Raw genomic sequence first — 19442 nt, forward strand, 5'->3', positions numbered from 1 at the left:
CAATTTCAATACCGCTAAACCCGCGGGCTTTTCAATTTTTGAAAGGCCCCGAATTTGTTTATTTCTCCCTTCTATGCCTCTTCCTTGAATATTTCATGAACAAATTCACAATCTCCCTAAAGTTCCGGGTACCGAAACCGATATTAACCATAGACAAGCTAGAAAAAAAGGATTTGGTGAAAACTATGGATAAAACTTCGTTAATTGGTGTTATTCTTGCTTTTGTGGCATTGAGCGTGGGGATGGTTCTGAAAGGCGTCAGTTTCAGCGCGCTTGCAAACCCCGCTGCCATTTTAATTATTATCGCCGGGACAATCTCAGCAGTGGTCATTGCGTTCCCAACTAAAGAAATTAAAAAAGTGCCCGCGCTGTTCCAAGTGTTATTTAAGGAAAACAAACAGCTGACAATAGAAGAGCTTATTCCTATGTTCTCTGAATGGGCCCAGCTTGCTCGCCGCGAAGGCCTTCTTGCTTTAGAAGCGAGCATTGAAGATGTAGATGATGCTTTCCTCAAAAACGGGCTCAGCATGGCTGTTGACGGGCAAAGCGCGGAATTTATCAGAGATATCATGACAGAGGAAGTCGAAGCAATGGAGGACAGGCATCAGGCCGGAGCCGCTATTTTCACACAGGCAGGAACGTATGCGCCGACACTTGGAGTACTCGGCGCTGTAATCGGACTGATCGCCGCCCTATCTCATATGGATAACACAGATGAGCTTGGACACGCCATCAGTGCGGCCTTTGTTGCCACCCTTCTCGGTATCTTTACGGGATATGTATTATGGCATCCTTTCGCGAATAAATTAAAACGAAAATCAAAACAAGAAGTAAAACTGCGTGAAGTCATGATCGAAGGCGTCCTTTCCGTACTTGAAGGACAAGCACCGAAAGTCATCGAACAAAAGCTTTTAATGTACCTTCCTGCGAAGGACCGCTTGAAATTTGCAGAACAAGGAGAGGCGCAAAATGGCGAGAAAAAAGAAGAAGAAGCATGAGGACGAGCACGTTGATGAATCATGGCTGGTTCCTTACGCCGATATTCTAACTCTTCTCCTGGCTTTATTTATTGTGCTGTACGCGAGCAGCTCGATTGACGCAGGTAAGTTTCAAATGCTTTCAAAATCATTTAATGAAGTCTTTACGGGCGGCACCGGCGTGATGGACTACTCCAGTGTCATCCCTCCTGAAAACGATTCAGACGGAATTGATGAAGTGAAAGATGAAAAAGAAGAGAAAGAGAAAAACAAGAAAGATCGAGAAAAAGCGGCTGATCAAGAAGAACTTGAAAGTGTCAAGAGCCAGGTAGAAAAGTTCATCAAAGATAAAAAGCTCGAACATCAGCTGGAAACAAAATTGACTAGTGAAGGTCTTCTGATTACGATTAAAGACAGTATTTTCTTTGATTCTGGGAAAGCGACCATCCGTAAGGAAGATGTTCGGCTTGCAAAAGAGATTTCCACTCTTCTTGTGATTAACCCGCCGAGGAATATCATTATCAGCGGACATACGGATAATATGCCAATTAAAAATTCTGAATTCCAATCAAACTGGCATTTAAGCGTCATGAGAGCGGTAAACTTTATGGGACTCCTGGTTGAAAACCCTAAGCTTGACGCAAAAGTGTTCAGTGCCAAGGGCTATGGTGAGTATAAACCGGTGGCTTCCAACAAAACTGCGGAAGGCCGAAGCAAAAACCGGCGCGTTGAAGTTCTCATCTTGCCGAGAGGCGCTGCGGAAACGAATGAACAATAGAAAAAAAGGAAGCCTTGTGATAGATCAGGCTTCCTTTTTTTACTTATTATGAAACTGTTTTGCGTTTAATCCTACTCTTTTTAACATCTCTGTACACATCTCTACCTCTTCTTCGCTTAATACGCTGATCATTTCATCAATTTCCGCAGCGTGATCAGGAAAAATATCATTCAAAAGACCGGTGCCTTTTTCAGTGATTTGTGCAAATGTCACTCGTCTGTCTGTAGGAGACGCTTTCCGAATGAGAAGTTCTTTTTGCTCCAGCTTATCTACAACATATGTGATGCTCCCGCTAGCCAAGAGAATTTTATCCCCTATCTGCTGCAGCGGCTGATCGCCTTTATGGTACAACAGCTCAAGCACAGCAAATTCAGTCGGATTCAGCCCATGATTATGAATATGCTTATTCATATGATCGTTAATAGACCGATACGCGCGCGACAGCACGATAAATAACTTCAGTGATTTTTCTGTCATGTCTCAATCATCCTTTTAGAAACCGTTACAGAGAAACATTAATAAACAAAGACGGAAATGTCAATAAAAATCTTTCCAATATTTCTCTTCTTTTTGATCATGTAAACCACCCAACATCTTTTTCTAATTTTTTTGGTTATTTTTTCTTATTAAAGAAGAAGAAACAATGATATAATACCTCTAATCAGGTGTAAGTTGGAGCGATGCAAATTGAAAATACTAAAAGGCGCCTGCGGGAGAATCAAACTTTATTTGATACTGGTCGTGATTCCGGCACTCGTCATCAGCTTTTTCGTATATGAAAAAGAAAAAGATACAATAGCTATAGAACATAAGCAAGAAGCAAGTGTTATGCTGAACCTTCACCGCAACAAAATTAATTATTTAATCGGAGAAACAAAGGCGAGAATGACCTCCCTGTCCATCGCCATCGACAGACCGGTTGATATAAAAAAAATGCAGTCTATTTTGGAAAAAGCCTTTGATTCAGAGCCGAGATTTTCCGGTCTCTATCTTCTTAATACAAAAGGAGACGTCACTGCAAGTTCAACAGAATTAAAAACGAAAGTAAACCTGGCAGACAGATCTTTTTTTACAAAAGCGAAGGAAACCAAAAAGACAGTCATTTCAGAAAGTTATTCGAGCAGAATTACAGGCCAGCCAATTTTTACAATTTGTGTCCCTGTTTTGGACTCAAAACGAAATGTGACAGATTATCTTGTCGCAGCGATTCAAATTGATTATTTGAAAAATATCATTAACTTGCTGAGCCCTGATGTTTATATTGAAGTAGTGAACCAAGACGGGAAAATGATATTTACGAGCGGACAAGCCTCTCATGCAAAAGATCAGAAACCAGTCAGCGGATTTCTGGATGATATCAGCTGGAATATGAAAGTATATCCGAAGCCGGTCACAATAGAAGAACTGACGAAAAGCCTTGTTCTGCCACTTTCATGTACTATTGTTTTGCTGAATATCCTTTTTATTCTCGTGCTGTATTATTTGCTGAAACGCCAGACTCAGCTGGAGCGCTCAGAAAATGAGGCGCAAAAATTAGAGCTGATCGGGACGCTTGCTGCCAGCACAGCTCATGAAATCCGCAATCCGCTCACCGGCATAAGCGGCTTTATTCAGCTGCTGCAAAAGAAATATAAAGGTGAAGAAGATCAGCTGTACTTCTCCATTATTGAACAAGAGATAAAGCGCATTAACCAAATTGTGAGTGAGTTTCTCGTTCTCGGAAAACCGACAGCTGAAAAATGGGAGCTGAACTCGCTTCAGGATATTATCGGTGAAATTATGCCGATTATCTATTCTGAGGGCAACCTATACAATGTTGAAGTCGAATTACAGTATTTAACCGGGCAGCCCTTACTCGTTAAATGTACAAAAGATCATATTAAACAAGTGATTTTAAATGTAGCAAAAAATGGCCTCGAATCAATGCCTGAGGGAGGAAAACTGACGATCTCCTTGGGTGCTTCGGATCAAAAGGCCATTATCAAAGTTGTGGATAACGGTGAAGGGATTTCTCAGGAAATGCTGGATCATATCTTCCTTCCCTTTGTTACTTCTAAAGAAAAAGGAACCGGTCTCGGCCTTGTCGTATGTAAACGGATTGTGCTGATGTACGGAGGCTCCATTCATATCGAAAGTGAAGTGCGAAGAGGTACAGAGGTGACGATCATCCTCCCCGTATCCGCTTCATAGCCCCCTTGACTGTGTCAGGAGGGCTTTTTATCTTCGTGACCGGGCATTGCCACTTGACTTGCTCGCCGTTCTGCCAGAAAAGAGTATTTTGATGAAGCGCAGCAGCATTTTCAGAAGCAAAAAAAACATAAAGAATACCAAAAAACCCTTTAAACCCTCAGTAGCATCTAAAAACTCCATATTCCCTCTCCCCGTCACTTTTTGTTGAATTTCAATCGCGAATACGATGACAATGATAACTGTAACGGTATAGATAAAGGACAAGGCTGTCATGCTCCACTTAGAAATCCAAGTAAACACAGCGTGAGTGACGCCGAAAAAGAAAATGCCAAAAACGCCAATCACCCAAAAGTGCATTTCTTTGTCGGTTAAATGAATGCCGAACATTCCGCATAATGAAATAAAAGCATCATGAAATTGATTGATCATTTCAGTAATGATAATCGCCAGTTCTTTCATCAGTTCCCTCTTTCATATGAATTTTTCCAGAAAAAAAGAGCGCTTCTGAAAAGCTCTCTCTTTATATATGCATCTGATAGCGCCGCTATTTATTTGCATCATATGCAGGCATGACATCTCTGCGGGGCCACAAGCCTAATTTCTTTACAAGGCCTTGAATCCCTTGAGAATGTTCGTTTTCTAGCATAAGCTGCTGATATTCATTCATTAAACAGTCCAGCTCCTGACTGTGCCTGATCGTGTCATGGCCCGTAAATCCCTGTTTTCTAGCGGCATCTATCATTAACTTTCTTTTTTCATCAATAGACACCAACAATCTTTCTTGTTCAGAAGAACCGCCCATTCACTTCACCCCTCGCCGCTAAGAAATAGGAAACAAGTTTGATTGGGTTATTGTGCATTATTACAGATTATACTTTATTTGTAAACATATTTTCATTAAATAAGTTAAATTTTCAGGTATAATAGATTTATTGATAGGATTAGAAGAACAATACCCAGAGGAAGAATATCTTAAACACGCCGCCAGGCAGGAGGTATGCCACATGAAGAAAAAGAAAGCATTGATGCTCGGAGCGGCAGGCGGAAAAGCGATTTTAAAAAGGAAAAACCGAAAAAAATGTATCCAGCATATTACTGTTTTTTTGCAAATGCTTCGTGATTGGAGAAACGGCGACTACCCTCATTCACAGGTTAAAACGCTTTTACTTCTAACTGCTGCCATCTTGTATATCGTCATGCCGCTCGATATCATTCCAGACGTTATCTTCGGTCTTGGGATCATAGACGATGCAGCTGTTTTAGGTTTGATTTGGACACTGATTAAAAAAGAAATGTCACGATATGAAAAATGGCGTTTGCAATGAAGAAGCCCCGTTCGATTTGAAAGGGGCTTTCAGATTGTTGACAACATCCTAATACTTTTTGAGTTTTAGGATGTTGTCCTCTTTTCCTGCTTATTGATTCACGCTGTCCTTTTCATAAATCGGAATCCAGCCTTCGGTTGTCACAAAGATTCTTACCGCGACAACTTTTCGGTCCTCCTGAAGGGTGAAGTAATGGCGGATATTTTCAGGCACTGAGATTAAATCTCCGGGGTTTAAACGGACATCAAAAAACGTGCCGTCTTTGCCTTGAATGACAAAAATCCCATGGCCGCTTACGATAAAACGGACCTCATCGTCTGTGTGGTGATGCTCTCTTTTAAAGTTCTCAAGCAGTTCATCAAGTTTCGGATTGCTGTCTGACAATGAAATAACATCCTGTGCTTTGTAGCCGCGGCGGTTTGAAATATCTTTAATTTCAGTTTCAAAGGCATCAAGGATTTGCTGTTTTTCTTCTTCTGTCAGATCATATTTCTCTGAAAGCTGTTCTGGGAGCTTACACATATCCCATTGCTCATAAATGACCTCTTGACTGTCCAGAAAGCTTGCTACTTCCTCTTGATTTTCAATCGTTGTATTTGCCTCATCATGAATACGAATTGTTGCCATTTCAGTTCCTCCTTTTATTTAACCAGCTGATGCTGAATTGTGTTCAATTTCAAATGGTAGCTGAACAAAAATTCATATGCTTCAAGCACTCTTTTTGCTTCAAACGCTGTTCGGCCCCAAGCTGTAATACCGTGATTTCGGATTAGAACAGCTCCTGAATCTTCTGAAACCTCTTCCGCAAACAGTGCCGCGAGCGTCGGAATATGAGCTGGATTTTCAATGATCGGAATGGTCACTTCTGCATTCTCTTCCCACAGTCCGAGCGCTTTTATGATTTCCTGGCCTCTGAATGTGATTTTCTTTTGGTCTCCGTATAGCTCTGAGATGACATTATTGTTTATCGTATGGACGTGCAGGCAGCATCCGGCATTGGTTTTATTGTACAAATGTGTATGCAAAAGCGTTTCCGCTGACGGTTTCAGAGAATGCCCGCTTTCGGCAGGCTCTCCGTTTTGATCCACCAGCAGAAAATCTTCATCCGTCTCTTTGCGTTTATCTTTTCCGCTTGCGGTTACGAGAAAGGTTAAAGGCTCATCAGAAACCTTAATAGACAGATTGCCGCTAGTCGCCGGAAACCAGTCTCTTTCAGCCAATTCCCGTTTTACTTCAGCGAGCTCTCGCCAGCGTTCTTGTTTTGCAGCCATTCCTGTACCTCCGTTACGTTCTCAATATCTTTTCTAATCTCATGAAAATCTTGATACGGGAGATGATTCAGATTTCGCTCCCGGCATTCGTTTAATAAATAATCCCTTGCAAAGCAAAGGTCAGACAGCTTTGCCGCCTCCACATCTGTAACCGAGTCACCGATCATGATGAGATATTGGTCCGCTTCAGAAAGTTCATGTATCACCGACGGTTTGCAACACCCGCATTGATTGCTGCATGATCCTTTGCAAGAATGAGGCCAGTCAATATGAATATAGTCGCTGTCAAATGACGCATGGTTGCAATAAATACGTTCTTTCTCCACAATGCCTTCAAGCAAAGGATACACAAAAAAGTCCATTCCTCCGCTTACGACATAAAACGGAAGCTCGTGCTCATTGATAAACGCTACAAATTCCCGAAAGCCTTCCCTGATTTTTGCATCTTCCAATACAAATCTTGTAATCTCTTCTTTTAAACTGCTAGGCAGAAGGCCGAACATCCGCCCGACACCTTCCTTGATCGACAGCGTTTTGGAAAGGACGCCGTCTTTTAATGCCGTCCACTCCGGGGGAGCGAATGTTTTCATGATGCTTATAATGTTGTCGTTTCTCGTGATGGTTCCGTCAAAGTCACAAATGATTAAAGGTTTTCGGGTCGTCATACGGCTTCAACCTTTCCCCATTTATCAAGCGCAAGCTTTAGATCCTTGCATTGTTCGGCTTTTTCATCAATCGGCTGGGCTTCTAAGACCGCATCAATAATGGCTCTGAACGCTTTGCCCCCGCCTTGAGCGCCGTTCGGATGTCCGTGTACGCCTCCACCGGCGTTAATTATATGATCTATGCCGAAATCCCGCATTAAAAGCGGAACCATACCGGGATGAATGCCTGCTGACGGAACGGCAAATGTTTGGTTAAAGGCATCCTCTCTTACACATTCTTCATGAATCGCCAGCGCATGTTCTTTCGGAAGCGCAACCGAGCCGTATGGCGACGGAAAGAGACTGAAGTCAGCACCGCAATACCGGTTTAATTTTCCGAGCAAAAGAGCGTGAGAAAAGCCATAAAACGGAGAAGATGTGAACGCCCCGCTGACCGCTGGATGCGCCATAATCGGGATCGCAATTTCGGGATCTTCCGCAAGGCTTTGCATGACGTCCAAGCCGTAAGCGAAAACATTAAACAAAAGCGCATCCGCTCCTAATTCGGCGGCGCGTCTCGCTTTATCTTTCAGATCAGCCGTACGTCCAGTCAAATTGACCGCATACAGCGTTTTATGCCCGGTTTGTTCATACGTTTCTTTCAATATTTGCTTGCCCTCTGTAATTCTTGTTTCAAAAGGCGCCGGACCTGTCTCAAAGAAAATTTCATCGTCCTTGATCAAGTCAACTCCGCCAAGCGCCTGCTGTCTGAGCTGTTCTTTAATATCACTCAAGTCCCTTCCGATAACCCCTTTAAATATGCTCATTAACAGCGGTCTCTCAAATTCCCCCAGCAACTTCCGGATGCCGTATACGCCAAACTTCGGTCCCGGCAGCGTGCGCTTAAATGCTTCAGAGAAGTGAAGATCGAGTAATTTGATTTTCCCATCAAGCGACAGCTTGCCAAACACTGTTGTCAGCAAAGCCGGAATATCCTGAGAGAAATTGATGTCAGGATAGGCGATTGTGATCACCGCTTGTTTTTCTGATGCAGGAGTTCCCTCTCTTTCCTCGACCTGTATCACCCGCCCCTTGTGCTTTTGCATTTGCTCCTGTTTCACCAAGGGCAAATCCGTCCAAGAGCCAACTGTCAATCCTGTTGCGATTTGTTCTGCTTTTTTCTCTGTATCGGCTCCCGGTTCGGTCAGGAGATATGTTGCCAATAACTCACTCATGCCAGAGCTCCTTTCATTTTCATCCATATAAAAAAACCTCTTCAAACAGCAATCGCGTCTAAAGAGGTTTCGTTTCTCGTCCGAATCTTATCTCTCAGCCGCCAGCTGCAAGAATTAGCACCGTGCTTTACAAGTCGGTTGCCGGGCTTCATCGGGCTCGTCCCTCTGCCTGCTCTTGATAAGAAAATATAGATTTTATAAATTATTTCGAATTATCCCATCGTTATCAAGTCTTGTCAATGCTTTTTTGGGTAAACAGGTTCAGTTTCCCAATTCGATAAGCGGCTTCCTTCAGTCTTTCTTCACTTGTCAGCAGCCCGACTCGGACGTAGCCCTCGCCATATTCACCGAAGCCGTTTCCGGCTGCAACCGCCACATTCGCTTTTTCCAGCAAAAGGTTTGAGAACTGCTCGGAAGTATAGCCTTCAGGCACAGGCAGCCATGCAAAAAATGAACCTGCCGGAGCTGTCACATCCCAGCCGATTTTCCGGCATGACGCGATCCAAACGTTTCGCCTGCTTTCATATCGGGCATTTTGCTCCGCCACACACGTCTGATCAGCTAACAGTGCCGCCGCTGCAGCCTCCTGAGTCGCTCTGAAAAGACTGACAAACATATGGTCTTGATACAGATTGATCGCTTCAATGACCGAAGCGTTTCCAACGGCAAAGCCGACCCGCCACCCTGCCATATTATATGTTTTTGACAGCGTGTAAATTTCAATGCCGATATCCTTGGCACCTTCAGTCTGCAAAAAACTTAAAGGCTTTCCGCCGTCAAATCCTACAGCGCCGTAAGCAAAATCGTGAACGACACAGACCCCGTTTTCTTTCGCAAAACTCACGGTTTCTTCAAAGAAGTCAGGGGTAGCAACGGCTCCGGTCGGATTATTCGGATAATTCAAATACATTAATTTCGCCTGTTCCCTCACTTCAGCGGTAATGCTGCTGTAATCAGGAAGAAACGCTCTGTCCTTTACGAGCGGCATCATTTCCATCTTCGCTTTCGCGAGTGCCACACCTGACCAGTAATCAGGATAGCCTGGATCCGGAACTAAAATGGTATCTCCGGGATTCAGCAAGCATTGCGGGAGCTCAACCAGACCGGCTTTCCCGCCGAATAATACAGCGACTTCAGTTTCCGGGTCAAGATCAATGCCATATTCTCTTTTATAAAATGCTGCCGCTGCTGATTTCAGACTGTATGAGCCGCGAAAAGACGAGTATTTATGATTTTCAGGATCAGCAACAGCCCGTTTCATTTCCTCGACGATATGTTCCGGAGTCGGCTGATCCGGATTTCCCTGTCCGAGATTGATGACGTCGTGTCCTTCTGCGAGCTTTCGGTTCACTTGCTGCACCAAAGAAGCGAAGAATTGTTGAGGCAGCTCCTTCAATACATCAGATTGTTCAAATTTCATCTATTCTCACCTTCTAAAAAAATCTTGAAATGATAGTCCATCATCATATATGGTTAAATAAAAAAAGTAAAGAAAAATGTGGAGTGATAATAAGATGAAATGGACGATATCTTGTCTTCAATTTGATATTTCATACGGAAAACCTTCAGAAAATATAAAAAAGGCTGAATTCTTCATCGAAAAAGAAAGCAAACATGCTGACGTTCTTGTTCTTCCTGAACTATGGACAACCGGATATGACTTGGCCAACCTTGATGAGCTCGCTGATGAAGACGGACGTTCTGCTCAAAGCTGGCTGAAGAATACGGCAAAAAAACATGGCGTTCATATTATCGCCGGATCGGTTGCTGTCAGAAAGGATTCTGATGTTTATAATACAATGTACATCGCGGATAAGGAAGGACAAATCATTAAAGAGTACAGGAAAGCCCATCTTTTTCAGCTGATGGATGAGCATGTGTATTTATCAGCCGGTTCCGAAGACGGATACTTTGAGCTTGATGGCGTCAAAAGCTCAGGATTGATCTGTTACGATATCCGTTTTCCGGAGTGGATCAGAAAACATACGACAAAAGGTGCCAACGTGCTGTTTATTTCTGCGGAATGGCCTCTTCCCCGCCTTGATCATTGGAAAAGCCTGCTTATTGCGCGGGCCATTGAAAATCAATGCTTTATCGCTGCCTGCAATTGCACCGGTTCAAATCCAAATAATGAATTTGCCGGGCATAGCCTGATTATTGATCCGTGGGGGCGCGTCCTAGCTGAAGGCGGCCGGGAAGAAGGCGTTGTCCGAGCGGAAATCGACCTTCAGGAAAGCGTTAAGGTGCGGGAAAACATTCCTGTTTTCGATGATATCAGAAAAGATTTATATTAGAAAATAGATTGACAATTTACTTAAACACCTGTTACTATGTTCATCAACTGATAAATTAGAATTGTTTAACAAGTGAATATATTCTCTTATCGAGAGTTGGGCGAGGGATTGGCCTTTTGACCCCAACAGCAACCGACCGTAATTCCATTGTGAAATGGGGCGCATCTTTTTCGCGCCGAGACGTTCGTCTCTTAAGGCACGGTGCTAATTCCATCAGATTTGATCTGAGAGATAAGAGAGGCGGACATTATATGTTAAGCCTCCTTCTCTCTGAGAAGGAGGCTTTTTTACGGCCATTCAGCTGAAAACATATCAAGAGATTACATAATTGGAGGTTATGACAATGGCAGTCACAAAAACACCTTTATACGAAACGTTAAATGAAAGCTCCGCTGTGGCACTTGCGGTGAAGCTTGGCTTATTTCCAAGCAAAAGCACGCTGACATGCCAGGAGATCGGAGACGGCAACTTAAATTACGTTTTTCATATTTATGATCAAAAACATGACAGAGCTTTGATTATTAAACAGGCGGTTCCTTATGCAAAAGTTGTCGGAGAAAGCTGGCCGCTGACAATCGATCGAGCCAGAATCGAAAGCAGCGCTCTCATCCGCCAAGGCGAGCATGTCCCTCATCTGGTTCCAAGAGTGTTTTATTCCGATACAGAAATGGCAGTTACTGTCATGGAGGATCTTTCTCACTTAAAAATCGCAAGAAAAGGACTCATTGAGGGCGAAAACTATCCGCGCCTGTCCCAGCACATCGGTGAATTTTTAGGAAAGACCCTTTTCTATTCTTCAGATTACGCGCTTGAACCTAAGGTGAAAAAACAGCTTGTTAAGCAGTTTACAAACCCGGAGCTGTGCGACATTACGGAAAGACTTGTTTTTACAGATCCTTTCTTTGACCATGACACAAATGATTTTGAAGAAGAGCTTCGTCCTTTTGTCGAAAAGCTTTGGAATAATGACAACGTCAAAATCGAAGCCGCTAAACTGAAAAAGTGTTTTTTAACATCTGCAGAAACGCTGATTCACGGTGATTTGCACACAGGAAGCATTTTCGCCAGCGAACTTGAAACAAAGGTGATTGATCCTGAATTTGCTTTTTACGGACCGATCGGATTTGATATAGGCCAATTTATCTCCAACTTATTTTTGAACGCACTCGGCCGTGACGGTGATGACAGAGAGCCATTATATCACCATGTCAAGCAGGTCTGGGAAGCATTTCAAGAGACATTCACTGAAGCCTGGGAGAGGGACAGTCTGGATGTTTACGCCAACATCGACGGTTACCTTACTGACACCCTCAGTCATATTTTTGAAGAGGCGATCGGATTTGCAGGCTGCGAGCTGATACGCCGGACGATCGGCCTTTCCCATGTGGCTGATCTGGATACAATCGTGCCGTTTGATAAACGAATCATCAGAAAACGGCTGGCGCTCGAAACCGGCACAGCCTTTATTGAAAAACGTTCGGACTTCAAAACGATCACAGATGTTATTGAATTATTTAAGTTACTTGTAAAGGAATGATCCATTCATGACCCATTCATTTGCTGTTCCACGTTCTGTTGAATGGAAAGAAACAACTATTACCATTTTAAATCAACAAAAGCTTCCTGACGTGACCGAATATGTGGAGCTGACGACGAAAGAGGATGTATTTGACGCGATTGTCACGCTCAAGGTAAGAGGCGCCCCGGCCATCGGCATTACGGCTGCCTTCGGACTTGCGCTTGCTGCAAAAGACATAGAAACAGATGATGTCACGGAATTCCGCAGCAGACTTGAAGATATCAAACAATATTTAAACAGCTCACGGCCTACCGCCATTAATTTATCTTGGGCGCTTGAAAGACTGAGCCATTCGATCGAAAACGCCATTTCCGTAAATGAAGCAAAAACGAACCTTGTCCATGAAGCGATTCAGATACAGGTCGAGGATGAGGAAACGTGCCGGATGATCGGCCAAAACGCCCTGCAGCTTTTCAAAAAAGGCGACCGGATTATGACGATCTGCAATGCCGGTTCTATCGCGACGAGCCGCTATGGAACGGCACTCGCTCCATTTTACTTGGCCAAACAAAAGGATTTGGGACTGCATATTTACGCTTGTGAAACAAGGCCTGTCCTTCAAGGTTCACGACTTACTGCGTGGGAGCTGATGCAGGGGGGCATCGATGTCACTTTGATTACAGACAGCATGGCCGCCCACACGATGAAGGAAAAACAAATTTCCGCCGTCATCGTCGGAGCCGATCGAATTGCAAAGAACGGTGATACGGCAAATAAAATTGGAACATATGGTCTCGCGATTTTAGCAAACGCCTTTGATATTCCGTTTTTTGTCGCTGCACCATTATCTACATTTGATACGAAAGTGAAAAGCGGCGCCGATATCCCGATAGAGGAACGGGATCCTGAGGAAGTGAGGCAGATTTCCGGAGTGCGGACCGCTCCGTCTGATGTGCCTGTCTTTAACCCCGCTTTTGACATTACACCGCATCATCTCATTTCGGGAATCATCACAGAAAAAGGGATTATGAGCGATAACTATGAAGAAGAAATTGAACATCTGTTTCAAGGCGAAAAGGTTCACTAAAAAACCGTTGGGCTTTGCTCATTATGGGCCAAGTCAACGGTTTTTTTGTTTGTTTTGATTGATATGAATGATTTCATCTTTTTGAGCGCTTGATAAGATATGCAGTTTCACAAACAGTTCGGCAAAAGCGGCAATTTTTTCAGAGCGGCTCGGCTTCAATGGCTTTGTCCTCCTTTTTCGTCAGACCAACTTTTTTAACCTAATAAAATGATATGTCGGGCCGCAAAAAAAGGGAACGTGCCATACGTTTTATTTTTCTTTGTAGGAAATTTGCTCGATGTTCAGCAAAAATGCTTTGATATCGGTTTTGCTCCCCGCGTATCCTGTTAACGCGCTGTTTTTGCTGATCACTCTGTGGCACGGGACAAAAATCGGCAGGTCATTTCGTTTATTAGCCTGTCCGACGGCGCGCACCGCTTTCGGACTGCCGACCGCAGCGGCAATGTCAGCATAGCTTCTCGATTCTCCGTATGGTATCATCGCCAGCGCCTCCCATACTTTTCGCTGAAAGGGAGTGCCCTTTTGGCTCAGCGGCAGTGAGAATGTCTTTCTTTCGCCGGCAAAATATTCATGAAGCTGTTTTTTCGCTTCCGCCAAACAAGGTGTTTCCTTGTGCTCTATATGCTGAACGGTTTCTTTCCAATCCATCCAATCTTCCTGGCTGAGAAATAGGCGGGTGATATGGCCATCCGCCTCGGCAATCATAAATTCCCCGAGCGGCGTTTTAGCTGTCGTATAGTAGTTCACTCTTCAATCCCTCTTTCTTGAGCATTCTGTCTGACGGGAAGCGTAAGGTGGAAAACCGTGCCCTTCCCTTCTTCACTTTCTACCATGATCTCGCCTTGATGTTCTTCAATAATTTTATAGCTTACCATAAGCCCAAGTCCAGTTCCCCGTTCCTTTGTCGTGTAAAACGGTTCACCAAGGCGTTTTAATTTATCTTCTGTCATTCCGACTCCCTCGTCTTTTAAGGAGATGAGAACATGATCTTGATCCAATGTCCTTATCGTCACAAAAATGTTTCCGCCGTCGGGCATCACTTCGATGGCATTTTTTAATATATTGATAAATACTTGTTTCAGCTGATTCGGTTCACAGTAGATCGGAGGAATGTCGTCAATTAAATCAAGATGCATTTGCACGTTGCTGAGATTGGCTTGCGCGTTCAGAAGGTCTATGGTGTCTCTCATAATTTGGGTGATATGTTTTTCTTCATACATAATGGCCTGGGGCTTGGCTAAAATCAAGAATTCGGTGATGATGGATTCGATGCGCTTTAGTTCTGAGGTGATCACGTTGAAGTAAAGGGTATAGTCTTCCTCCACACTTCCTTTCAGGAGCTGAATAAAGCCTTTAAGTGCTGTCATCGGATTTCTGATTTCATGAGCGATGCCGGCAGCGAGTTCGCCGACAACATGAAGGGTATCCGACTTGCGCAGGCGTTCCTCCAGCTCTTTTCGCTCCGTTACGTCTTTAAAGATAGCCAGGTTCATATTTTGAATGATATTTCGTTTAAATGAGAATTCCAGTTTTCTATTGTCACTGCTGCTCAGCAAAAACGGAATTTCGTTGTCCATTTCATCAAAATTAATCTGCCTTGCCGGTGATGCAAGATTTTCTATTTCATACGAAGAAATAATATCTAACAGGCTGTGCTTTTTTATCTCTTCATAAGACAGGCCTAAAATATGGCTTGCTAACGGGTTGGCGTCGATGATCCTGTATTGATTGTCGAACAATACATTGCCGTCCATTGAGCCGTTGAACACTTTTCTGAATTTCAGCTCGCTTTCCCGAAGCTCCTTTTCCATCCGCTTTCTGTCGCTGACATTTCTTAAAATCGTCAAGTGCTGGTTTTCGAGTATGGTCCGCTTTGAAGTAAATTCGAGTTCTTTGAACTGCCCGTTCGCCATTTGAAACAGCAGCTCTTCTCTGATCTCTCCGTATTTTGCGTATTTCCTCTTCGTTATGCTGTATTTCCGCTGCGAGTCAACGAGAAAATCACACACCTTTCGTTTCAGCAGCAAATTCATCGGCAGCTCAAAGATTTTACAGGCGGACTGATTCGCCTTCACGATTCTTCCGTCATTTGACCAGATGATAATGGCGTCCATCGCATTTTCAAATATTTCTCTGAAGCGCTCCTCGCTTTTAAAGAGCTGCAGCTCCATAGACCGCTTCTCTGTAATGTCCCTCATAATGGACATATAAAAACCGCTGATGATGTTTGATGTGATCGTGAATTCAAATAGCTTTTGGACTCCTGAACGAAGCTTGACGGGCAGCTCCCCCTTCGCTTTCCCCTTGCGGTTGAGCGTCTTCCAAATATTATCGAAATCTTTACGTGAGCCGCTGTCTATGAATTTGTACAACGATAAATGAGACAGCTCATTTTGATTGATTTCAAAACTTTTACAGAAGGACAAATTCGCATCAATAAAACCGCCATCTTTATCAAACAGAACGATTCCGTCAACAGCTCTGTCAAACAAGTCCTTAAAAAGCTGTTCATTCATAGAGAATTCCCGCTCTAGAATCTTCTTGGAAGATATGTCTCTCATGACAACAAAAAAGAAATCCTCGCCAATCCCTCTTTTGGCCAGAAACTCTATGTATTTAGTCGCTCCGCCATCAAGCCTGACCGGCACCTCCTTCCATAGGAAACCTTTCTTAAAAAACTTCTTTACAGCAAGATTCAGTTCATCCTTTGGGATAGAAAACAAAAAATCCAAAACGGAGCGAGTCTTCAAATCCTCCGAATCAACTTGAAGCATCCTTTCTGTGGCTTCATTCGCCTGAACGATTCTCAATTCATTATCACATATAAAAATAGCATCGAGCGTATTGTTGACAATCACTTGATGCTGATCTAACTCCTTTTTCAGCCGTGCATTTTCTTCTTTGATTCGCTTCAGTTCTTCCCGCAGCTCTGACTTTGTCTGGACATCAAGAGTTCCCATGCGTGTACACTCCTTCTTCAAAACCTATCCCTCAATATTTCTACAAAATGCAGGAACTTCCTTCATTTGCCCTATAAATTTCAGTAAATTTCAGCGCGGTTACATAACGAAGACATTTTCTACGATCCTTACCTCCACTTTACATCGACCTAACAATCAGCTGTTTTTCAATTCATTTTTCCTCTTTTATTTTAAAATATAAACCACCAGGGAATAATCTCTTAATGACTGATTAAAGAGAAGGTGATGCTATGAGTAAATCGCGGGACAGTTATTTTGATAATGCCAAATTCTTATTGATATTCCTTGTTGTATTCGGCCATATTCTTCGTTCTTTTATTCATGATAACAACTTTATGCTCTACCTTTACAAGTTCATTTACACATTCCACATGCCTGCCTTTATTCTTGTTTCCGGTTATTTTGCGAAAGGCTTTAAACGCGCTGGATATGTGAAAAAGCTGGCGGTCAAGCTGATTATTCCGTATTTGATTTTCCAAATCATCTATTCCGTCTTTTATTACATGATGCAAGACGAAAGCATGGCAAATGTGAATCCGATTGATCCGCAATGGTCGTTATGGTTTCTCGTAAGCTTATTCTTTTGGAACCTGCTGCTTTATCCTTTTTCAAAGCTTTCAAAGCTGTGGGCGCTGTTTGTCAGCTGCGGCATTGCCGTGCTGATCGGTTATCTAGACTTTGTCAGCAGCACGCTGAGCTTGTCACGGACATTTGTGTTCTTACCGATGTTCCTTGTCGGGTTTTATCTGAATAAACACCATTTTGATTTATTGAGATCAAAACGGGGCAAACAAATTGCACTCGGGGTGCTTGCCGCCGTATTCGTCATCTGCTGGGGCGTCGACTTTGACTATTCTTTACTGTTCGGCTCTAAACCGTATTCTTCATTTGGAGACGTTACCTTGGCAAGCGGGCTTTCCCGAATCGGCTGGTATGTACTCGCCTTTGCGGCAACCTTCAGCTTTTTAGCGCTTGTTCCGCAAAAACGGTTTTTCTTTACGAAATGGGGAACCCGGACATTTTACGTGTATTTGCTCCACGGGTTTATTATTAAAACGCTGAGACAGGTCGGGCTTGAGGATGGGCTTACTGACTATCAAAACTTAGTGATTCTCTTACTCTTAACAGCAGCCCTGACATCAGTACTCTCAAGCAATTTTGTTAAGACAGTTGCTCAGCCCTTCATTGAGCTGAGAATGACCAGCTTATCGCAATTTGTCAGAGGAACGGGCAAAAATGCTTATTTAAAATAGAAAAGCGCCTCTTAAGCGGACGCCGCCTAAGAGGTCTTTTTTATTTTCGTTTGTTCTCTTTTTTCTTTTCAGGCTTTGTGATTTCTAGCGTTTCGATGATCTTCCCGGCATTGTAATCCCCTAATTCACTTGAGAATTCTTCCTCCAGCACCTTCTTATTCATTGGCTTTTTATGATTTTGCATCTCTCTGCTATGGCGGTTTTTCTTCAAAATCACATGCCTCCTTGCCGGCCCTGTTTGGAATTGCGGTTGGCACCCCTAAAATTCGGGTTGTCATGATACTGTGTCTTATATGAATTTGGGTCCATGCTCTCGGTAGGTGTATTGTTATTTTTAATGGCCTCATCCACTTCGGCTTTGCGCTTCATACGAATCCTCCTCGCCTGTTTTTCAGACATTTGATTTCGCTAAAGATGCAGGAGCGTTAAACCGCACCTGTAGATGTTAGGTTCTCCAACTCAAACGGCGGCACACATCTTTTTTTTGGCAATCAAAAAACACCGCAAAACACGCGGTGTTTTTCTATCCGATAATCACTCTTTCCTTCGGATAATGATAATTCGCTTCAATTTCCTTCCTTCCGATCAGATACAGGAAGGTCAGGATGCCGATTCGCCCGATAAACATGACAATCATAATAACGCATTTTCCAACGTTGCTTAAATCAGCAGTAATTCCAAGTGACAGACCGGTTGTACCGAATGCCGAGCAGACTTCAAACAAAATCTCAAGCAGGGAATGCTCTTCAGTAATCGTAAGAATGAGTGTCGCGCCAAAAACGAGCAGAATCGCCATCATTGTGACAACAAGCGACTTCATGAGATCAGCAGGATGCAGCTCCCGTTTGAATACCTTTACGGATTTATTGCCGCGGGCAAAATGAAACAGCGCCAGAAGATTCAGGGCGAAAGTCGTTGTCCGTATGCCTCCCCCTACTGAACTTGGCGACGCACCGATAAACATCAGCGCACTCATAAATAGCAGGGTCGGGTCAGACAGCTGGCTTATATCAATCGTGGCAAGCCCTCCGCTCCTTGTTGTGGTTGATTGAAATAGAGAAAGGAATAAAATATCATGCCACGATTTACCTGCAAACAAATGATTTGCTTCAAGGACATAAATCCCTATCGAACCAAACAAAACAAGTGCGCCAAACATTGTTGTTGTAATTTTTGTAAATAAACTAAACGGATATCTCCGGTTTTTGGAAAACAAAAAGTCTTTCACTTCCACTAGAACAGGGAAACCGATGGCTCCGAAAATAATCAATAACAGTGTAATAAATTGCACAAAATAATCATGCCGATAGGGTATCAGAGAGCTGCCTGTTATATCAAAACCGGCATTTGTGGTTGCACTGACACTCGCAAAAAAACCATGCAAGTAAGCATCTTGAATGGAATCGTAGTAGGTTAAAAAATATGTCCCAAGGATGATGGCGCCAAAGAGCTCAATCCATAATATGAGAAAGAGAATCTGTTTCATAAGATTGACGATCCCAGAAAATTGTGATTGATTTTGATCGACCATCATTAATTTCCGTTCTTTTAACCCTATTCTTTTGCCCATTAGCAGCCAAACAGAAGTGCCTAATGTCATAATGCCAATTCCGCCAAACTGCAGAACAAACGCAAGAATAACAATTCCTGTTGTACTAAATGTATCAGCCGTATTCACAACAGAAAGCCCGGTTACGCTCACGGCGCTGACTGCTGTAAACAGAGCATCGATAAAAGACCATTCTGCTCCTTGTTTATGGGCCACTGGAAGACTCAATAAAATAACTGCAACCGTCACCGCAAGAAAATAATAAACCGCGATCAGCTGGGCCGGTGACAATGCCTGTATCAATTTTCCAAACTTTAATTTCATGTAAAATCCTTCTGC

22 protein-coding genes and 2 riboswitches are annotated in these 19442 nt (G+C 43.2%); of the genes, 8 read left to right on the plus strand and 14 right to left on the minus strand.

What is annotated here, in order from left to right:
• Positions 1-185: 185 nt before the first annotated feature.
• Complete coding sequence (gene motA, locus V6D44_RS02530) at positions 186-998, plus strand: flagellar motor stator protein MotA (RefSeq protein ID WP_087990988.1); 813 nt, start codon at positions 186-188, stop codon at positions 996-998.
• On the plus strand, positions 970-1755 hold the full coding sequence (gene motB / locus V6D44_RS02535; protein WP_087990987.1) for a flagellar motor protein MotB: 786 nt from the start codon (positions 970-972) through the stop codon (positions 1753-1755). The genes motA and motB overlap by 29 nt, the downstream gene beginning before the upstream one ends.
• 39 nt (positions 1756-1794) lie before the next feature.
• On the opposite strand, the gene mhqR is transcribed toward motB, so the two are convergent.
• Entirely contained in the window at positions 1795-2232 is a 438-nt protein-coding gene (gene mhqR / locus V6D44_RS02540; protein WP_087990986.1) for a MarR family transcriptional regulator MhqR, read from the minus strand.
• Positions 2233-2427: 195 nt separating this feature from the next.
• On the opposite strand from mhqR, the gene kinD reads away from it, so the two are divergent.
• A complete protein-coding gene (kinD, locus tag V6D44_RS02545) occupies positions 2428-3945 on the plus strand; it encodes a sporulation kinase KinD (protein WP_202328600.1) in 1518 nt (505 codons plus the stop codon).
• Between the two features lie 27 nt (positions 3946-3972).
• On the opposite strand, the gene V6D44_RS02550 is transcribed toward kinD, so the two are convergent.
• Positions 3973-4404, minus strand: coding sequence for a hypothetical protein (locus tag V6D44_RS02550; protein ID WP_087990983.1), 432 nt, complete (start codon positions 4402-4404; stop codon positions 3973-3975).
• A gap of 85 nt (positions 4405-4489) precedes the next feature.
• Positions 4490-4747 carry an aspartyl-phosphate phosphatase Spo0E gene (spo0E, locus tag V6D44_RS02555; protein ID WP_087990982.1) on the minus strand — a complete coding sequence of 86 codons (258 nt, stop codon included), beginning with the start codon at positions 4745-4747 and terminating at the stop codon, positions 4490-4492.
• A 202-nt stretch (positions 4748-4949) separates the two neighbouring features.
• Between spo0E and V6D44_RS02560 the strand changes: the two genes are divergently transcribed.
• Positions 4950-5270, plus strand: coding sequence for a YkvA family protein (locus V6D44_RS02560; protein ID WP_087990981.1), 321 nt, complete (start codon positions 4950-4952; stop codon positions 5268-5270).
• A gap of 90 nt (positions 5271-5360) precedes the next feature.
• On the opposite strand, the gene mtnD is transcribed toward V6D44_RS02560, so the two are convergent.
• From mtnD to mtnE, 5 genes are all read right to left on the minus strand, one after another.
• Entirely contained in the window at positions 5361-5897 is a 537-nt protein-coding gene (mtnD, locus tag V6D44_RS02565) for an acireductone dioxygenase (protein ID WP_253269046.1), read from the minus strand.
• 14 nt (positions 5898-5911) lie between these two features.
• A complete protein-coding gene (locus V6D44_RS02570) occupies positions 5912-6541 on the minus strand; it encodes a methylthioribulose 1-phosphate dehydratase (RefSeq protein ID WP_087990980.1) in 630 nt (209 codons plus the stop codon).
• Positions 6499-7206, minus strand: a complete 708-nt coding sequence (gene mtnX, locus V6D44_RS02575; protein ID WP_253269045.1) for a 2-hydroxy-3-keto-5-methylthiopentenyl-1-phosphate phosphatase — start codon at positions 7204-7206, stop codon at positions 6499-6501. Before mtnX ends, V6D44_RS02570 begins: the two co-directional genes overlap by 43 nt.
• A complete protein-coding gene (mtnW, locus tag V6D44_RS02580) occupies positions 7203-8420 on the minus strand; it encodes a 2,3-diketo-5-methylthiopentyl-1-phosphate enolase (RefSeq protein WP_253269044.1) in 1218 nt (405 codons plus the stop codon). The genes mtnX and mtnW overlap by 4 nt, the downstream gene beginning before the upstream one ends.
• An 84-nt stretch (positions 8421-8504) precedes the next feature.
• Positions 8505-8605, minus strand: a riboswitch (SAM riboswitch).
• A 41-nt stretch (positions 8606-8646) separates the two neighbouring features.
• Positions 8647-9840: a methionine-glutamine aminotransferase gene (gene mtnE / locus V6D44_RS02585; RefSeq protein WP_253269043.1), complete on the minus strand. Its 1194-nt coding sequence runs from the start codon at positions 9838-9840 to the stop codon at positions 8647-8649.
• A 94-nt stretch (positions 9841-9934) separates the two neighbouring features.
• Between mtnE and V6D44_RS02590 the strand changes: the two genes are divergently transcribed.
• The 3 genes from V6D44_RS02590 (at position 9935) to mtnA (ending at position 13320) form a co-directional block, all read left to right on the plus strand.
• The gene (locus V6D44_RS02590) at positions 9935-10714 is read left to right on the plus strand and encodes a carbon-nitrogen family hydrolase (protein WP_087990976.1); all 780 of its coding nucleotides are present in this window, start codon (positions 9935-9937) and stop codon (positions 10712-10714) included.
• Between the two features lie 83 nt (positions 10715-10797).
• Positions 10798-10952: riboswitch (SAM riboswitch) on the plus strand.
• A 105-nt stretch (positions 10953-11057) separates the two neighbouring features.
• Positions 11058-12251, plus strand: a complete 1194-nt coding sequence (mtnK, locus tag V6D44_RS02595; RefSeq protein ID WP_141113381.1) for an S-methyl-5-thioribose kinase — start codon at positions 11058-11060, stop codon at positions 12249-12251.
• A gap of 7 nt (positions 12252-12258) precedes the next feature.
• Entirely contained in the window at positions 12259-13320 is a 1062-nt protein-coding gene (mtnA, locus tag V6D44_RS02600) for an S-methyl-5-thioribose-1-phosphate isomerase (protein ID WP_253269042.1), read from the plus strand.
• 33 nt (positions 13321-13353) lie between these two features.
• On the opposite strand, the gene V6D44_RS02605 is transcribed toward mtnA, so the two are convergent.
• From V6D44_RS02605 to kinE, 3 genes are all read right to left on the minus strand, one after another.
• Entirely contained in the window at positions 13354-13479 is a 126-nt protein-coding gene (locus tag V6D44_RS02605; RefSeq protein WP_141113380.1) for a hypothetical protein, read from the minus strand.
• 90 nt (positions 13480-13569) lie between these two features.
• Complete coding sequence (locus V6D44_RS02610) at positions 13570-14067, minus strand: methylated-DNA--[protein]-cysteine S-methyltransferase (RefSeq protein WP_087990974.1); 498 nt, start codon at positions 14065-14067, stop codon at positions 13570-13572.
• Positions 14064-16280, minus strand: a complete 2217-nt coding sequence (gene kinE / locus V6D44_RS02615; protein ID WP_253269041.1) for a sporulation two-component system sensor histidine kinase KinE — start codon at positions 16278-16280, stop codon at positions 14064-14066. The genes V6D44_RS02610 and kinE overlap by 4 nt, the downstream gene beginning before the upstream one ends.
• Before the next feature lie 251 nt (positions 16281-16531).
• On the opposite strand from kinE, the gene V6D44_RS02620 reads away from it, so the two are divergent.
• Entirely contained in the window at positions 16532-17554 is a 1023-nt protein-coding gene (locus V6D44_RS02620) for an acyltransferase family protein (RefSeq protein WP_087990972.1), read from the plus strand.
• Between the two features lie 40 nt (positions 17555-17594).
• Here V6D44_RS02620 and V6D44_RS02625 read toward each other — a convergent pair whose 3' ends face one another.
• The 3 genes from V6D44_RS02625 to V6D44_RS02635 form a co-directional block, all read right to left on the minus strand.
• Positions 17595-17765 carry a hypothetical protein gene (locus V6D44_RS02625; RefSeq protein WP_087990971.1) on the minus strand — a complete coding sequence of 57 codons (171 nt, stop codon included), beginning with the start codon at positions 17763-17765 and terminating at the stop codon, positions 17595-17597.
• 2 nt (positions 17766-17767) lie between these two features.
• Positions 17768-17923 carry a hypothetical protein gene (locus V6D44_RS02630; protein ID WP_087990970.1) on the minus strand — a complete coding sequence of 52 codons (156 nt, stop codon included), beginning with the start codon at positions 17921-17923 and terminating at the stop codon, positions 17768-17770.
• Positions 17924-18077: 154 nt separating this feature from the next.
• On the minus strand, positions 18078-19427 hold the full coding sequence (locus V6D44_RS02635) for a TrkH family potassium uptake protein (protein WP_087990969.1): 1350 nt from the start codon (positions 19425-19427) through the stop codon (positions 18078-18080).
• Positions 19428-19442 lie beyond the last annotated feature (15 nt).

The sequence above is a fragment of the Bacillus sp. 0209A genome (assembly GCF_036765095.1).
GTDB classification, from domain to species: Bacteria; Bacillota; Bacilli; order Bacillales; family Bacillaceae; genus Bacillus; species Bacillus subtilis_G.

What these genes read in the sequence shown, in the direction of transcription:
- motA (WP_087990988.1), top strand. Translation starts at nt 186, where the DNA reads ATGGATAAAACTTCGTTAATTGGTGTTATTCTTGCTTTTGTGGCATTG.
- motB (WP_087990987.1), top strand. Translation starts at nt 970, where the DNA reads ATGGCGAGAAAAAAGAAGAAGAAGCATGAGGACGAGCACGTTGATGAA.
- mhqR (WP_087990986.1), bottom strand. Translation starts at nt 2,232, where the DNA reads ATGACAGAAAAATCACTGAAGTTATTTATCGTGCTGTCGCGCGCGTAT.
- V6D44_RS02550 (WP_087990983.1), bottom strand. Translation starts at nt 4,404, where the DNA reads ATGAAAGAACTGGCGATTATCATTACTGAAATGATCAATCAATTTCAT.
- spo0E (WP_087990982.1), bottom strand. Translation starts at nt 4,747, where the DNA reads ATGGGCGGTTCTTCTGAACAAGAAAGATTGTTGGTGTCTATTGATGAA.
- V6D44_RS02560 (WP_087990981.1), top strand. Translation starts at nt 4,950, where the DNA reads ATGAAGAAAAAGAAAGCATTGATGCTCGGAGCGGCAGGCGGAAAAGCG.
- mtnD (WP_253269046.1), bottom strand. Translation starts at nt 5,897, where the DNA reads ATGGCAACAATTCGTATTCATGATGAGGCAAATACAACGATTGAAAAT.
- V6D44_RS02570 (WP_087990980.1), bottom strand. Translation starts at nt 6,541, where the DNA reads ATGGCTGCAAAACAAGAACGCTGGCGAGAGCTCGCTGAAGTAAAACGG.
- mtnX (WP_253269045.1), bottom strand. Translation starts at nt 7,206, where the DNA reads ATGACGACCCGAAAACCTTTAATCATTTGTGACTTTGACGGAACCATC.
- mtnW (WP_253269044.1), bottom strand. Translation starts at nt 8,420, where the DNA reads ATGAGTGAGTTATTGGCAACATATCTCCTGACCGAACCGGGAGCCGAT.
- mtnE (WP_253269043.1), bottom strand. Translation starts at nt 9,840, where the DNA reads ATGAAATTTGAACAATCTGATGTATTGAAGGAGCTGCCTCAACAATTC.
- V6D44_RS02590 (WP_087990976.1), top strand. Translation starts at nt 9,935, where the DNA reads ATGAAATGGACGATATCTTGTCTTCAATTTGATATTTCATACGGAAAA.
- mtnK (WP_141113381.1), top strand. Translation starts at nt 11,058, where the DNA reads ATGGCAGTCACAAAAACACCTTTATACGAAACGTTAAATGAAAGCTCC.
- mtnA (WP_253269042.1), top strand. Translation starts at nt 12,259, where the DNA reads ATGACCCATTCATTTGCTGTTCCACGTTCTGTTGAATGGAAAGAAACA.
- kinE (WP_253269041.1), bottom strand. Translation starts at nt 16,280, where the DNA reads ATGGGAACTCTTGATGTCCAGACAAAGTCAGAGCTGCGGGAAGAACTG.
- V6D44_RS02620 (WP_087990972.1), top strand. Translation starts at nt 16,532, where the DNA reads ATGAGTAAATCGCGGGACAGTTATTTTGATAATGCCAAATTCTTATTG.
- V6D44_RS02630 (WP_087990970.1), bottom strand. Translation starts at nt 17,923, where the DNA reads ATGAAGCGCAAAGCCGAAGTGGATGAGGCCATTAAAAATAACAATACA.
- V6D44_RS02635 (WP_087990969.1), bottom strand. Translation starts at nt 19,427, where the DNA reads ATGAAATTAAAGTTTGGAAAATTGATACAGGCATTGTCACCGGCCCAG.